Origin of the sequence: Rahnella inusitata (genome assembly GCF_018288855.1) — a bacterium.
GTDB classification, from domain to species: Bacteria; Pseudomonadota; Gammaproteobacteria; order Enterobacterales; family Enterobacteriaceae; genus Rahnella; species Rahnella inusitata.
The window spans coordinates 3,522,383-3,537,690 of sequence record NZ_CP065024.1; the positions used below are offsets into that span (position 1 = coordinate 3,522,383).

At 54.2% G+C, this 15,308-nt stretch carries 10 protein-coding genes; 5 read left to right on the plus strand and 5 right to left on the minus strand.

Features of this window, described 5'->3' with window-relative positions:
• Nucleotides 1–60: 60 nt before the first annotated feature.
• The 4 genes from I2123_RS16585 to lrp form a co-directional block, all read right to left on the minus strand.
• Nucleotides 61–1,404 (minus strand): replication-associated recombination protein A, encoded by a 1,344-nt coding sequence (locus tag I2123_RS16585; RefSeq protein WP_112166385.1) that lies wholly within the window; start codon nucleotides 1,402–1,404, stop codon nucleotides 61–63.
• Nucleotides 1,405–1,411: 7 nt separating this feature from the next.
• Nucleotides 1,412–2,023 carry an outer membrane lipoprotein periplasmic chaperone LolA gene (gene lolA / locus I2123_RS16590; RefSeq protein ID WP_112166387.1) on the minus strand — a complete coding sequence of 204 codons (612 nt, stop codon included), beginning with the start codon at nucleotides 2,021–2,023 and terminating at the stop codon, nucleotides 1,412–1,414.
• Between the two features lie 196 nt (nucleotides 2,024–2,219).
• Nucleotides 2,220–5,711: a DNA translocase FtsK 4TM domain-containing protein gene (locus tag I2123_RS16595; RefSeq protein ID WP_213051048.1), complete on the minus strand. Its 3,492-nt coding sequence runs from the start codon at nucleotides 5,709–5,711 to the stop codon at nucleotides 2,220–2,222.
• A 122-nt stretch (nucleotides 5,712–5,833) separates the two neighbouring features.
• Complete coding sequence (gene lrp, locus I2123_RS16600; protein WP_013574775.1) at nucleotides 5,834–6,328, minus strand: leucine-responsive transcriptional regulator Lrp; 495 nt, start codon at nucleotides 6,326–6,328, stop codon at nucleotides 5,834–5,836.
• A 730-nt stretch (nucleotides 6,329–7,058) separates the two neighbouring features.
• Between lrp and trxB the strand changes: the two genes are divergently transcribed.
• The 5 genes from trxB (at nucleotide 7,059) to infA (ending at nucleotide 12,767) form a co-directional block, all read left to right on the plus strand.
• A complete protein-coding gene (gene trxB, locus I2123_RS16605) occupies nucleotides 7,059–8,027 on the plus strand; it encodes a thioredoxin-disulfide reductase (RefSeq protein ID WP_213051049.1) in 969 nt (322 codons plus the stop codon).
• Nucleotides 8,028–8,176: 149 nt separating this feature from the next.
• Nucleotides 8,177–9,943, plus strand: a complete 1,767-nt coding sequence (gene cydD / locus I2123_RS16610) for a heme ABC transporter permease/ATP-binding protein CydD (protein WP_213051050.1) — start codon at nucleotides 8,177–8,179, stop codon at nucleotides 9,941–9,943.
• Nucleotides 9,944–9,945: 2 nt separating this feature from the next.
• On the plus strand, nucleotides 9,946–11,667 hold the full coding sequence (gene cydC / locus I2123_RS16615; protein ID WP_112166396.1) for a heme ABC transporter ATP-binding protein/permease CydC: 1,722 nt from the start codon (nucleotides 9,946–9,948) through the stop codon (nucleotides 11,665–11,667).
• Nucleotides 11,668–11,720: 53 nt separating this feature from the next.
• Complete coding sequence (aat, locus tag I2123_RS16620; RefSeq protein WP_112166398.1) at nucleotides 11,721–12,455, plus strand: leucyl/phenylalanyl-tRNA--protein transferase; 735 nt, start codon at nucleotides 11,721–11,723, stop codon at nucleotides 12,453–12,455.
• Nucleotides 12,456–12,548: 93 nt separating this feature from the next.
• The gene (infA, locus tag I2123_RS16625) at nucleotides 12,549–12,767 is read left to right on the plus strand and encodes a translation initiation factor IF-1 (protein WP_002211347.1); all 219 of its coding nucleotides are present in this window, start codon (nucleotides 12,549–12,551) and stop codon (nucleotides 12,765–12,767) included.
• Nucleotides 12,768–13,001: 234 nt separating this feature from the next.
• Here the strand turns inward: infA and clpA are convergent, their stop codons facing one another.
• Nucleotides 13,002–15,284 (minus strand): ATP-dependent Clp protease ATP-binding subunit ClpA, encoded by a 2,283-nt coding sequence (gene clpA / locus I2123_RS16630; RefSeq protein WP_112166400.1) that lies wholly within the window; start codon nucleotides 15,282–15,284, stop codon nucleotides 13,002–13,004.
• Between the last annotated feature and the right edge of the window lie 24 nt (nucleotides 15,285–15,308).

Here is a 15,308-nt window from a genome sequence, read left to right on the forward strand (position 1 = left end):
GCGGCTTTAAAAGGCAGCGTGTCAAAGAGTTATCAAGGTAACCTTACCGCAACGATAAAGTTAGCGGTAGCGTTTTGTCGGGCTATTTTGATCTTGTTCAGCAAGCCATGCCAGCTTTTCGCCGATCTTCCCTTCAAGGCCACGCGCGGTGGGATAATAATACTGGGTACGGGCCATTTCCGGCGGAAAATAATCTTCTCCGGCAGCGTAAGCATTCGGTTCATCGTGTGCATAGCGATACTCGGCACCCAACCCCATTTCTTTCATGAGTTTGGTCGGCGCATTGCGTAAATGCTCCGGCACGTCGAAATCGGATTTCTCGCGAGCATCGCGCATCGCCGCTTTAAATGCGCTGTAGACCGCATTACTTTTCGGCGCGCAGGCCAGATACACGATAGCCTGAGCAATCGCCCGCTCACCTTCCGCCGGTCCGACGCGGGTGAAACAGTCCCACGCAGCAATCGCCACCTGCATACCGCGCGGATCGGCATTGCCGACATCTTCTGAAGCAATCGCCAGTAATCGGCGTGCGACATACAGCGGATCGCCACCGGCGGTAATAATACGAGCGTACCAGTACAGCGCTGCGTCAGGGGATGAACCACGTACCGACTTGTGCAGCGCAGAGATTAAATCGTAGAAGCGGTCGCCTTTATTATCGAAACGCGCGCTGCGTTCACCGGCAATTTCAGTCAGCAGTTCCGGCGTTAATGTGCGAAATCCCTTGGCGTCGATTTCAGCCATATCCGCCATCATTTCAATACTGTTCAGCGCACGGCGGGCATCGCCATTGACCAGCTCGGACAGCATGCGACGCGTTTCTGGCGGGACACGGATTTTTTCATTGGCGTAGCCACGCTCTGCATTGGTCAGCGCCTGATCGATGACTTTTTCGATATCTTCAGCCGTCAGCGATTTGAGCAGATAAACGCGGGCGCGGGACAACAATGCGGAGTTGAGTTCGAATGAAGGATTTTCGGTGGTCGCACCAATAAACGTAATCGTGCCATCTTCGATGTGCGGCAGAAATGCGTCCTGCTGACTTTTGTTGAAGCGATGGACTTCGTCCACAAAAAGAATGGTACGACGCCCGGCATCGCGGTTTTGCCGGGCGCGTTCAATTGCTTCACGGATCTCTTTGATACCTGAGGTGACCGCCGAAATACGCTCAACATCGGCATTGGCATAGCGGCCAATCAGTTCTGCCAGCGTCGTTTTCCCGGTGCCCGGCGGCCCCCACAAAATCATCGAATGCAGCTGCCCTGCTTCAATCGCACGTGGCAAAGGCTTGCCCGGCGCTAAAAGATGCTGCTGACCGATATATTCTGCAAGAGTGACTGGCCGCATTCTGGCGGCCAGTGGCTGAAATTCATTATGGGAAAAATCGAGTGACATATTACTCAAAGGGACCTCACTGACGCTGGTCGTCCACCGTCACACCCTGTGGTGGCGTAAATTTAAATTTAGCATCGTCAACGGACGCGTTTTGCTCGCCTTTAAGTGCATAAGCACTTTTTTGGCCATCCTGCTCAATCGCAGAGAAGCTCTTGATAGTGCCGGCTGGCGTAACGTTGATGGTGAACTGTTTCAGATTACCGGTAGCGGCTTTCGGCGTTAATTCGAAGTCATCGCCTTTCTGCTTCACGTTATATTTTGCCCAGTCACTGCTGTCGTTACGCGTGATCAGCATGAACGGCGTGTTACCGGTGGCATTTTTCAGCCAGGTCGCCGTGACTTGCTCAACAAACGGGTTGTAGAACCACAGAGTTTTGCCGTCGGAAACCAGAATGCTTTCATCCGGCGTGGTCATGTGCCAGTTGAACAGATTTGGACGTTTCACCCACAGCTGGCCTTCGCCCTGCTGAACAGCAGCACCGTCATCACTGGTGACGGTCTGAGTAAAGCTCGCATGGAAAGTATTCAGTTTACCCAGGCGGGATTTGAGATCGCTGCTGGCGTCCGCTAAAACGGAAGCGGAGGTAAATGCAGTCAGTAAACACCCTACCATTAACAGTTTTTTCATTTTTATAATTACCTCAGAAATCCATAAACTTCAGACGATGCCTTTCACACAGGCAAAAGACGTATGGTGCGAACTCTATCCGAGGCTGGACGCCAGCGGTAGCTCAATCATCTGAAAAAACACTGTTTTACGCATCTTTGCACAAGGGCCGCATTCGCGACCCTTCTTAATAACAAATGTGCAAATCAGTCGTCACTTACTCGTGAGAAGGAGGTGCCAGTACTTCCCGGTTGCCATTATGGCCCGGCGTGCTGACAATCCCCTGCGCTTCCATCTGTTCAACGATACGCGCTGCGCGGTTGTAACCGATGCGGAACTGTCGCTGTACGCCGGAGATTGACGCACGACGTTTATCAACGACGAACGCCACCGCCTGATCGAACAACGCATCCAGCTCTTCATCATCCCCCAGTCCCATCCCGCCGCCTTCACCATCTTCGCCACCAGAAAGGATACTTTCGATGTACTTCGGACGACCACGCGCTTTCCAGTCTTGCACAACAGCATGCACTTCCTGATCGCGCACAAACGCCCCGTGAACACGCACAGGAATCGAGGAGTTAGGCGCCATATACAGCATATCACCCATACCCAGCAGAGATTCGGCACCGCCCTGATCGAGGATCGTACGGGAGTCAATTTTGCTCGACACGGTAAATGCAATTCGCGTCGGAATGTTGGCTTTAATCAGGCCGGTGATAACGTCAACAGACGGACGCTGCGTCGCCAGTACCAGGTGGATCCCTGCTGCACGGGCTTTCTGCGCCAGTCGTGCAATCAGCTCTTCCACCTTTTTACCAACGGTCATCATCAGGTCAGCAAACTCATCCACCAGCACGACGATAAACGGTTCTTTACCGAGGAATGGCGGTTCTGCCGCCATGCCATCGCCCGGCTTCCAGAACGGATCGGGAATCGGACGGCCCATGGCTTCCGCTTCCTGAATACGTTCGTTGTACCCAGCCAGATTACGTACTCCCAGCGCCGACATCAGCTTATAGCGACGTTCCATTTCACCCACACACCAGCGCAGCGCATTGGCGGCATCTTTCATGTCGGTAACCACTTCGGTCAGCAGATGTGGAATGCCTTCGTATACCGACAACTCGAGCATTTTCGGGTCGATCATGATGAAGCGCACTTCTTCAGGCGTCGCTTTATAGAGCATGCTGAGGATCATGGCGTTCACACCCACCGACTTACCGGAACCGGTTGTACCGGCCACCAGCAGGTGCGGCATTTTCGCCAGATCGGCCACCACAGGCTCGCCGGAAATATCTTTACCCAGCACGATAGTCAGCGGTGAAGGACTGTCTTTAAACTTCGCGCAGTCCAGCACTTCTCGCAGATACACGGTCTGACGCTTCTTGTTCGGTAACTCGAGGCCCACATAAGGTTTGCCCGGAATAACTTCCACAACGCGAACCGCAACGGCGGACAACGAACGGGCAAGGTCGCGCGACAGGTTTGAAATACGCGCCGCTTTGACACCCGGCGCCAGATCCAACTCGAAACGCGTGATGACCGGCCCCGGCAGTTTACCGACCACGTCGGCTTTGATGCGGTAATCGTTCAGACGCGCTTCAATCAGATTGCCCATTTGCTCAAGCGCGAACTCATCCACAGGCTCAGCTTCAGCCGGTGGTGAAGTCAGTAAGTCCAGCGAAGGTAATGGCGTGGTTGGTTTCACCAACGGTTGTTCATGACGCATCAGGAACGGATGGATCAGACTGTCCATATCCGGTTTAGCCGGTGAAGGCGCCTGACGTGGCGCTTCATATTCCTGCGCGTGTTGCACAGGCTGAGGAGACTTCGGACGCTGATACGTTTGTTGCGCAAATTCTGCAGGCTGCGGTTCTTCCTCTGCCTGAGCAGGTAACGTAAACAGCGGTTCGCTTGGCGTGTCGTCCACCAGATCGGCCATCGGTGAGAAGCTAAACGCATCGTGCTGAGTGAGTTTCATGGCCGCAGCAGCGAAATCATCGGCCGCTGAAGTCTGCGCGTCCACCTGCGGACTTTGCGAATGATGATGCTGAACCACACCACTGTGCGGCTCAACGTCCTGCTGATAGCGTGACTGCTCGCGCGCCGCAAAGGCATTACGCAATTCAGCTTCCTGCAAGGCGGCTTCGTCGTCAGGCTCTTTCTGGGTGACAGACTCACCATAACGCTGGTGCTGCTGATCGGAGAACGCCTGACGCAATGCGGCTTCCTGCATCGCTTCTTCATCCGCCTGAGCCTGTTCATCCAGATAAACAGGTTGCACAGAGTCGTTCTGCTGGGACGCGCTTTGTTCCTGTTCATGCTGTTCAGCCAGTCGCTGAGAAGGTAATTTAATCCCGTATGAGGCCAGCTCACGACGGGTCGGAATACGCACCGGATTCGGCCTTGGTAATTCCGGGCCAAAACCTTTTTTGATCTGCGGATTTTCATCACTGACTGCGCTGAACGCAGGCATGAAAGTGTTACCCGCAGAAGACGCGGCGGACTGCCCCGCCTGCGCCAGACCCGTTGCCAGCGCAGCGGTCGCTGCCACACTTGCCGCGTGCGCGCTGTCAGGCGTCGGAGAACTGAAATCAAACGGTGAACGCGAAGTGTGTTCTGCCGCTGTCTGCCAGTTACCCATACGCGGGCCGTCTTCATCATTATGCTCAGCCCGCACCGGTGAAGGCGACTGCTGAACAGGCTGAGGATGGCGCGGTACCGGCGTTTCTTCAGGAATTTCGAAACTGTATAACGGTGGTGCTGCCGGTTCAGGTGCCGAAGGCGGTGGCGCAATGTTCGCTACCGGCGGCTCTGCCGCGTAAGGATCGACGACGCCCGCATGCGCTACCGGTGCAGATTCAGCAACAACCGCTGCCGCAGGTTGAGCCGCGGGCTGATGAACTGACGGCGCAGAGAGCAGCACATCATCTTCATCAACGTCAGATGGCGCAGCGTCGGCCGTTGACGCCAATGCGGCTGTCGTTGCAGCGGCGGCAACCGGTGCAACTTTCGCAACCGGTTTCTCAGCATCATCTTCCAGCAACGGATCATCATGCTCATCGTAGTCGTCGTAATCATCATCACGTCGGGAACGGTTGGTCACAATGTTGGTCACGCCAAGCACTGCCCCACCAATCTTTTCTGCGATGGTCAGCCACGACCAGCCGGTAAACAGCGTCAGACCCGCAGCCCAGACACAGAGCAGGACCAGCGTGGCGCCGACGTTATTAAAGTAAGGTGTCATCGCCGTGCTTAGCAAGCTGCCGATCACCCCGCCGGAGGCGAAGTAATAGAGGTCATCGATGTTGACCGACGCCAGCCCACAAGACGTGACAATGAGCGCCAGCGTCCCGATAAGACGCAGCGACCAAGCGAAATAGTCGATAAAATCCTGATTATCGCGCTGACGGAAAGCCGCCCAGCACAGACACAGGATAATTGGAGGAATTGCGTAACCAAATACGCCAAATATGAAGAACAACGTATCGGCCATCCAGGCCCCAACGCCACCACCCCAGTTATGAATAGGACCATGCCAGGCGGTTTGAGACCAGCTGGGATCCGAGGGGTTAAAACTCACCAATGCTGCCATCAAGTACGCAGCAAAAATCGCTACCACAACCAGCAAAGCCTCCAGAATACGGCGGCCGTTGCTCAGTCTTTTCAGGGTAACGTCTTTATCTTCTGTATATTCCTGGCTCAAGAAAGGCTCTCCAGGTTCCTGTGAACTGAGAAAAAGCAACAGCGCCGAGAGTTGACCCCGGCGCCATAGCTGTATAGATACACAGGAGTGTAGCTAAAAAAACAAGGTTTTGCACCTGACAATTACCGGGTCTTAATGACCAGGCGATTTGTCTGTTTCACTTCTTCCATTACCACATAGGTACGGGTGTCGTTCACACCTGGAAGACGAAGTAATGTCTCACCTAACAGCTTACGGTAAGCAGACATATCCGGTACGCGGGTTTTCAACAGGTAGTCGAAATCCCCTGAAACCAAATGACACTCCTGAATATCTTCGAGTTTTTGTACTGCCGCATTGAACTGCTCAAACACATCTGGCGCACCGCGGTTGAGGGTTATCTCAACAAATACCAGAAGCGATGCATCAAGATAATGCGGGTTAAGCAGTGCGGTATAACCATTAATGAAGCCCTGTCGTTCCAGACGACGAACGCGCTCCAGACATGGTGTTGGCGATAATCCCACACGTTTGGAAAGCTCGACGTTTGAAATCCGGCCATCCTTTTGAAGTTCGTTGAGGATGTTACGGTCAATACGGTCGAGATCTTTTCCCGGACGTTTTTTGTTGTCTACCATTATTATTGTCTCTCTGCTGTCCTTCCCTGCACCTGCCTACCCCAGCCAACTTCAATGTCTAAGGGTTGTCCCAAGCGAAGACCCGATTATTAAGGTTTACGCATCCAAAAGCCGCGTTGATCCCCTGTCATAAGGAACACGACCAAAACCGGACACTCAAAAGAAATAACCCTGTGGAATTAATAGATTGCGAATTGCCAATCTGATTCACCAAACCCTGCTGCAACAAAAAAATCAAACAGCGTCACCAGAACGGGTCGGGTAGCAGCCATTTGGATAAATTCAAGTCACTGACAGGCAGTTAATTTCTTCTTACCCTGATGTTTTCGCAAATGCACAGCGGATTGTCAAAGTAAAAGAAGCAAAATCAGAAGAACGTGCCAGATTGAAAAGCCAGCGCCCCCTTTTTAGCTATGTTTTCTCTTTGAACAATAACAATTCAGTTCACGCGTTATTTCTGCCAAATCCTTACAACTTACCTTGATATGTGGCTAACTTGACGCGTTGTAGACAACATTCAACATGTCGTATAGCGAAGACATGCTGGTTTTTTATGCTTACCATCAATCAGTTACCTGAGGCATGGTCATGCGCGAAAACCTTTTTACGCGGGTTATGCAGTAAAAACTATCAGACAAATCGCTAACAACATCTGAGTTTACTTTTTTTAACACGCACTTTTCCCTACAATCCCTTTATCGCTAGTCCCCATCGCGGAGATAGATTGCCCATGAGTACGGTTAAACACAGTAAATTATTAATTTTAGGTTCCGGTCCGGCAGGTTACACCGCCGCGGTTTACGCGGCGCGCGCCAACCTGAATCCTGTATTGATTACCGGCGTGGAAAAAGGCGGTCAGCTGACCACCACCACAGAAGTGGAAAACTGGCCGGGTGATCCGGAAGGCCTGACCGGCCCGGCGCTGATGGATCGCATGCATGAGCACGCGACTAAGTTCAACACTGAAATCATTTTCGACCATATCAACAAAGTGGATTTGCAAAACCGTCCGTTCCGCCTCACAGGCGACAGCGGCGAGTACACCTGTGACGCCCTGATTATCGCCACTGGCGCTTCTGCCCGTTACATCGGTCTTCCGTCTGAAGAAGCGTTCAAAGGCCGTGGCGTCTCTGCCTGTGCGACCTGCGACGGCTTCTTCTACCGCAATCAGAAAGTGGCCGTGGTCGGCGGCGGCAATACCGCCGTCGAAGAAGCGCTGTATCTGGCAAACATCGCGTCAGAAGTGCATCTGATCCACCGTCGCGACAGCTTCCGTGCTGAAAAAATTCTGGTTGACCGCCTCAATGATAAAGTCGCCAGTGGCAACATTGTGCTGCATACCCACAAAACGCTGAACGAAGTGGTTGGCGATCAGATGGGTGTCACCGGCGCGAGCCTGATGGACGTGCGTACCGACGAGAAATCTCAGGTAGACGTTGCAGGCGTGTTCATCGCCATCGGCCACAGTCCGAACACCGGCATTTTTGAAGGCCAGCTGGAGCTAAAAGACGGCTATATCAAAGTGCAGTCCGGTTCGCACGGTAATGCCACGCAAACCAGCATTCCCGGCGTCTTTGCTGCGGGCGACGTAATGGACCATATTTACCGCCAGGCAATCACCTCTGCGGGCACCGGCTGTATGGCTGCGCTCGACGCAGAGCGTTATCTGGATGGCTTATCGCAAGCCCCGGATTTGTAATCTCCTTTTCTAACTCTCCTCTCCGATTATCCTGAATAATTCGAGTTGCAGGAAGGCGGCCACAGTGCCGCCTTTATATTTTCAGTTTTTGAACTCAGCATGTAACATGTTCAGCCTCCGAACCGGATAGCTGCGCAGACTGATGCCTGATGAATAAAACACGACAACAAGAACTTATCCGCTGGTTAAAACAACAAAGCTCACGCGCCAAAGGCTGGATCCGTCTGTCTATGATGCTGGGTTTACTCTCGGGTTTACTGATTCTGGCGCAGGCGTGGCTGATGGCCGGTCTGCTGCACAGCCTGATCATCCAGCACACCCCCCGTGAGGCGTTGCTGCAAAGTTTCCTGCTGATGGCGCTGACCTTTGTGCTGCGCGCCGTGGTGACCTGGCTGCGTGAGCAGGTGGGCTTTATCTGCGGACGCGTGATTCGTCAGGAGATGCGAAAGTTAGTCCTCGACCGTCTGGAAAAACTGGGGCCTGCATGGATCCAGGGCAAACCAGCGGGCAGCTGGGCGAGCATCATTCTGGAACAAATCGAAGATATGCAGGATTACTATGCCCGCTATCTGCCGCAAATTGCCCTTGCGGGGATTATCCCGCTGCTGATTCTGGTCAGTATTTTCCCGATTAACTGGGCGGCGGGCATGATCCTGCTGGTCACTGCGCCACTTATTCCGGTGTTTATGGCGCTGGTCGGAATGGGCGCTGCGGATGCCAACCGCCGTAATTTTGTCGCGCTTGCACGTCTGAGCGGCAACTTTCTCGACAGCCTGCGCGGTCTCGATACCCTGCGTTTGTTCCATCGCGGCACGGCGGAAATCGATCAGATCCAACGCTCCACTGAAAGTTTTCGCGCACGTACGATGGATGTCCTGCGTCTGGCCTTTCTCTCTTCAGCCGTACTGGAATTTTTCGCTTCTATTTCTATCGCCGTGGTAGCGGTGTACTTCGGTTTCTCTTATCTCGGCGAACTGAATTTCGGCAGCTACGGCACGCCGGTTACCCTGTTTGCCGGTTTTCTGGTGCTGATCCTCGCGCCAGAGTTTTTCCAGCCGCTGCGTGATTTGGGCGCGTTTTATCACGCCAAAGCGCAGGCGGTGGGTGCTGCGGAAAGTCTGGTGACCTTCCTGACCGCTGAAAGTGCTGAAATGGGCGATGGCGACCAGAGCTGGCCACAGGGACAAAAAGTATCGCTGGAAGCCCGCAACCTCATCATTCAGTCACCGCAGGGTAAAACACTGGCCGGGCCGCTGACCTTTAACCTTCAGGCGGGGCAGCGTATTGCGATTGTCGGGCTGAGCGGTGCAGGGAAAAGTTCCCTGTTAAATGTCCTGCTCGGCTTCCTGCCGTATCAGGGATCAATGACCGCAGGCGGCATTGAACTGAAAACCTTACGCAATGACGCGTGGCGCCAACAGCTGAGCTGGGTGGGCCAGAATCCGCATCTGCCGGAACAAACGCTGCGGGCCAATATTCTGCTCAATCAGCCGGACGTCACCGGGCAGCAACTTCAGTCAGCCATTGACCGCGCCTACGTGAGCGAATTTTTACCTCTGCTGCCGCTGGGGTTGGAAACGGAGCTCGGCGACAGTGCCGCGCGTTTGTCAGTCGGTCAGGCCCAGCGGGTGGCCGTGGCCCGCGCCCTGCTCTCGCCATGCGAATTACTGTTGCTGGATGAACCGACCGCCAGCCTCGATGCCCACAGCGAAAAGCGCGTGATGAGCGCACTGAATGAAGCATCAAAAGCGCAGACGTCGATACTGGTCACGCATCAGCTGGAGGACACGCGAGACTACGACGAAATCTGGGTGATGGACCACGGCCAGATTGCTGAACGCGGCACCTATGCGCAGCTGGTTGCTCAGGGCGGACTCTTCGCCAGCCTGTTATCCCAGCGCAGTAAGGAGCTGTAATCATGAAAATTCTTCTGCCCTATCTCGCTTTGTATCGCCGTCACTGGTTCCGGCTGTCTTTGGGTGTGATTCTGGCCATCGTTACGCTGCTGGCCAGCATTGGCCTGCTGACACTCTCTGGCTGGTTCCTCGCGGCCTCTGCGGTCGCCGGTATCGCCGGTTTGTACACGTTCAACTACATGCTGCCCGCCGCGGGTGTGCGCGGTGCGGCGATTTTCCGCACCGCAGGTCGTTACGCTGAACGTCTGGTCAGCCACGACGCGACCTTCCGCGTGCTGGCGCATTTGCGGGTGTTCACTTTCACCAAAATTATGCCGCTGTCGCCGGGCGGTATTGCGCGATTCCGTCAGGCCGATCTCCTGAACCGGCTGGTCGCCGACGTGGATACGCTGGATCACCTGTATCTGCGCGTCATCTCGCCGCTGGTCAGCGCGCTGGTGGTGATTGTTCTGGTGACCTTTGGCCTGAGCTTTCTGGACGTCAAACTCGCACTGACACTCGGGGCGATTATGCTGGTTCTGATGTTGCTTCTGCCGGTGATTTTCTACCGTGCGGGGAAACCTGCCGGACGGGAGCTGACGGCCTTGCGCAGCGATTATCGCACGCAGCTGACCTCATGGTTACAGGGGCAATCCGAGCTGGTGGTATTTGGCGCGCAGCCGCGTTTTCGTCAGCAACTTAATGATATTGAACGCCGCTGGATGTTGCGTCAGCAGCAGCAGGCGAAGCTGACCGGTCTGTCGCAGGCGATGGTGATTGCCGCAGCCGGTCTGACCGTGACGCTGATGTTGTGGCTGGCCGCAGGCGGGATCGGAACAATCGCCCAACCCGGCGCGCTGATTGCGCTGTTCGTGTTTACGCCGCTGGCCGCTTTCGAAGCACTGGGGCCGGTTGCGGCAGCATTCCAGCATCTCGGGCAAGTTATCGCCTCTGCGCAGCGCGTCAGCCAAATCATCAGTCAGCCTGCCGATGTGACTTTCCCGTCACAAGGCCCGGCTGCCGCTCAACAGGTGAGCCTGTCGCTCACTCACGTGAATTTCACTTATCCGGGGCAGCCGCTGCCGGTACTGAAAAACATTACGCTGGAGATTGCTGCGGGTGAGCACGTTGCCCTGCTCGGCCAGACTGGCTGTGGGAAATCTACTTTGCTGCAATTGCTGACGCGCGGCTGGGATATCAACAGTGGCGCAATGAGCATTAACGGCCATGCAATCGCAGATTATGATGAGGCTACGCTGCGCCAGATGATCACCGTGGTCAGCCAGCGCGTTCACATCTTCAACACCACACTGCGTGAAAACCTGCGCATGGCCTCGCCGCAAAGCTCTGATGAGCAGATTGCCGACGCGCTGAAACAGGTGGATCTGCACGTGCTACTCGAAGGCGAAGGCCTGAACGCCTGGCTGGGCGAAGGCGGACGTCAGCTGTCCGGCGGCGAACAGCGTCGCCTGGGTCTGGCCCGTGCGTTGCTGCATGATGCTCCGCTGTGGTTGCTCGATGAACCGACCGAAGGGCTGGATGCAGAAACGGAACACCATATTTTGGCGCTGTTGCACAAGCATTGTGATAATAAAACGCTACTCTTAGTGACGCACCGTTTACACGGTCTTGATAACCTCGACAGGATTTGCGTGATGGAGGAAGGCGAGATTGTCGAACAAGGCGATCATCAGACGTTAGCCGCCGCACAAGGCCGGTACGCGCGTTTTCTTGCGCGCACCTGAGAGTCTGTCCCTGAATTATGTGGCGACCCGTGAGTCGCCGGATAAGGAGATCTATGCGGTTAGTTAAGCTCGAGGCCAGTTCTGTTCATTTTCCGGATCCTGATTCTGCATTACAGGATCCCAACGGCCTGCTGGCTATCGGCGGCGACCTCACGTCGCCGCGTCTGCTTTCCGCTTATCAGCACGGGATTTTCCCCTGGTTTGAACCCGGTGAAATGATCCTCTGGTGGTCACCCGACCCGCGGGCTATTTTAGTGCCCGAAGAACGCCATATCAGCCGCAGCTTACAGAAATTTATGCGTAAAATGCCTTTCCGTTTTACGCTCAATCGCTGCTTTGAAAAGGTGATACACGCGTGTGCAATTGAACGGGAAGATGGCACCTGGATCGGACCCCTGGTTCAGCGTGGTTATCAGGAATTGCACGAAGCCGGACACGCCCATTCACTTGAAGTCTGGGAAGGCGATGAGTTGGTTGGCGGTTTGTACGGCGTTTCCGTCGGCAGGCTATTTTGCGGCGAGTCCATGTTTAGCCGCCGTGAAAATGCCTCAAAGTGCGCGCTGATGATGTTTTGCCAACATTTTTCCCGCAATGGTGGAGAACTGATTGACTGTCAGGTGCTCAACCCTCACACTGCGTCGCTGGGTGCGAGAGAGATCCCCCGCCGCCAATTTTTGCAGCAGTTATCCGAACTTTCGCAACGCGCGTTAGCACCGGATTGCTGGTTGCCACAAGACTTATCCCCACATGATGAAGACCTGCCGGTGTTCCCGAAGGATAGGGAATAGGTGCGGTCATGAACCATACTTCTTTACATAATGTGGGTTTTTCGGCATTATCTTGCCGGTTAAAAACTATGGTAGTTAGACCTAGAGGATTCGATGGCCAAAGAAGACAACATTGAAATGCAGGGCACCGTACTTGATACGCTGCCAAACACTATGTTCCGCGTAGAATTAGAAAACGGACACGTAGTTACCGCACACATCTCCGGTAAAATGCGTAAGAACTATATCCGCATCCTGACGGGCGACAAAGTCACTGTAGAGCTGACCCCGTACGACCTGAGCAAAGGCCGCATTGTCTTCCGTAGCCGCTAATAAACGGCTCACTCATCGCTGATTTTCCGGCGATACCTGAGGATACCCTCTTCGCCCTTCCTGCAGTTGCAAGGGCGTTTTGTGGTATCCGCAATTCGGCATTTTGTTTCATTATTCTTTCTGCTTATTCCTCACTAACTCACGTTTCATAAAGAATTTTCAGAAAGAAAAAAGGCGATGTTTTCACATCGCCTTTTGTTTGCCTGAAGCTTTTCAGCTTATCTCAGCAGCGGATCAATGCACCGCGCCTTCCGGCTTTTTCTTCTGCGCACTCATGAAGTGGTAAGTCAGCTTATCGGCCTCCTTATCCAGCGCTACCGAGACCGAACCGCCATCCACCAGTGAACCAAACAGCAGCTCGTTGGCGAGAGGTTTTTTCAGGTTTTCCTGCACGATACGTGTCATCGGACGTGCACCCATCGCACGATCGTAACCTTTCACTGTCAGCCAGTCGCGGGCTTCATCGCTGACTTCCAGCGAAACGCCTTTGGCATCCAGTTGCGCCTGCAGTTCGACAATGAATTTGTCGACTACCAGCTGGATAACTTCCGTAGACAGATGGTTGAACCAGATCACGTTGTCCAGACGATTACGGAATTCTGGCGTAAACACTTTCTTGATCTCTTCCATAGCGTCAGGACTGTTGTCCTGATGAATGAGGCCAATAGATTTACGTTCGGTTTCACGCACACCGGCGTTGGTGGTCATGACCAGAATCACGTTACGGAAATCGGCTTTGCGCCCGTTGTTATCGGTCAGCGTACCGTTGTCCATGACCTGCAACAGCAGGTTGAAGACATCCGGGTGCGCTTTCTCGATTTCATCGAGCAGCACAACGGAGTGAGGATGTTTCAATACCGCATCCGTCAGCAAGCCGCCCTGATCAAAACCGACATAGCCAGGAGGCGCACCGATCAAACGGCTGACCGTGTGACGCTCCATGTATTCGGACATATCAAAACGCAACAGTTCGATATCCAGCGCTTTGGCGAGCTGTACCGTGACTTCGGTTTTACCCACACCGGTAGGACCGGCGAACAGGAACGAACCGACCGGCTTGCGATCCTGACCCAGACCTGCGCGGCTCATTTTGATCGCTTCTGTCAGAGCTTCGATGGCAGGATCCTGCCCGAAGACCAGCATTTTCAGGCGGTCGCCCAGATTTTTCAGCACATCGCGATCGGTCGCAGACACGGTTTTTTCCGGAATGCGGGCGATACGCGCCACCACACTTTCGATATCGCTGACGTTAACGGTTTTCTTGCGTTTGCTGACCGGCATTAACCGGCTGCGCGCGCCCGCTTCATCAATGACGTCGATAGCTTTGTCCGGCAGATGACGGTCATTGATGTACTTGACCGACAACTCCACCGCCGCACGCACCGCTTTCGCGGTATAGCGGACATCATGGTGCGCTTCATATTTGGTTTTCAGGCCATTGATGATCTGCACGGTTTCTTCGACGGTTGGCTCAACAATATCGATTTTCTGGAAGCGACGCGCCAGAGCACGGTCTTTCTCGAAGATATTGCTAAATTCCTGATACGTCGTGGAACCAATCACCCGGATCTTGCCGCTCGACAGCAACGGTTTGATGAGGTTTGCCGCATCCACCTGACCGCCGGACGCCGCACCGGCACCGATAATCGTATGGATTTCATCAATAAACAGGATGCTGTTCTTATCCTGCTCCAGTTGTTTCAGCAGTGATTTGAAACGTTTTTCGAAATCACCGCGGTACTTGGTGCCCGCCAGCAAAGAGCCGATATCCAGAGAATACAGAGTGCAATCGGCCATCACTTCCGGCACGTCGCCCTGCTCGATTCGCCATGCAAGACCTTCAGCAATCGCGGTTTTCCCGACGCCGGATTCGCCCACCAGAAGCGGGTTGTTTTTGCGGCGACGGCAGAGCACCTGAATGGCGCGCTCCAGTTCTTTGTCACGGCCAATCAGCGGATCAATGCCACCAACACGCGCTAACTGGTTAAGATTAGTGGTGAAGTTCTCCATACGATCTTCCCCCGCCGACTGCTCTTCGTTAACTGGGTTTTCCGCATTGTTTGGCGCCTGGCTGCCCGATTCATCTTTACGGGTGCCGTGCGAAATAAAGTTCACCACATCAAGGCGGCTGACATCATGTTTGCGCAGGAGATAGGCGGCCTGAGATTCCTGTTCGCTGAAAATCGCGACCAGTACGTTAGCGCCGGACACTTCGCTGCGGCCAGAAGATTGCACATGGAATACCGCACGTTGCAGAACGCGCTGGAAACTCAGCGTAGGCTGGGTGTCACGTTCCTCTTCACTGGCAGGTAAGGTGGGTGTGGTTTGCTCGATGAAGGCTTCCAGTTCCTGGCGTAATGCCACCAGATCAACTGTACAAGCTTCAAGCGCTTCACGGGCAGCAGGGTTGCTGAGCAACGCCAGCAACAGGTGCTCCACGGTCATAAACTCATGCCGGTGCTCACGGGCTCTTGCGAAAGCCATGTTGAGACTGAGTTCAAGTTCTTGATTGAGCATAGGCACCTCCCAAATAGATTGCCT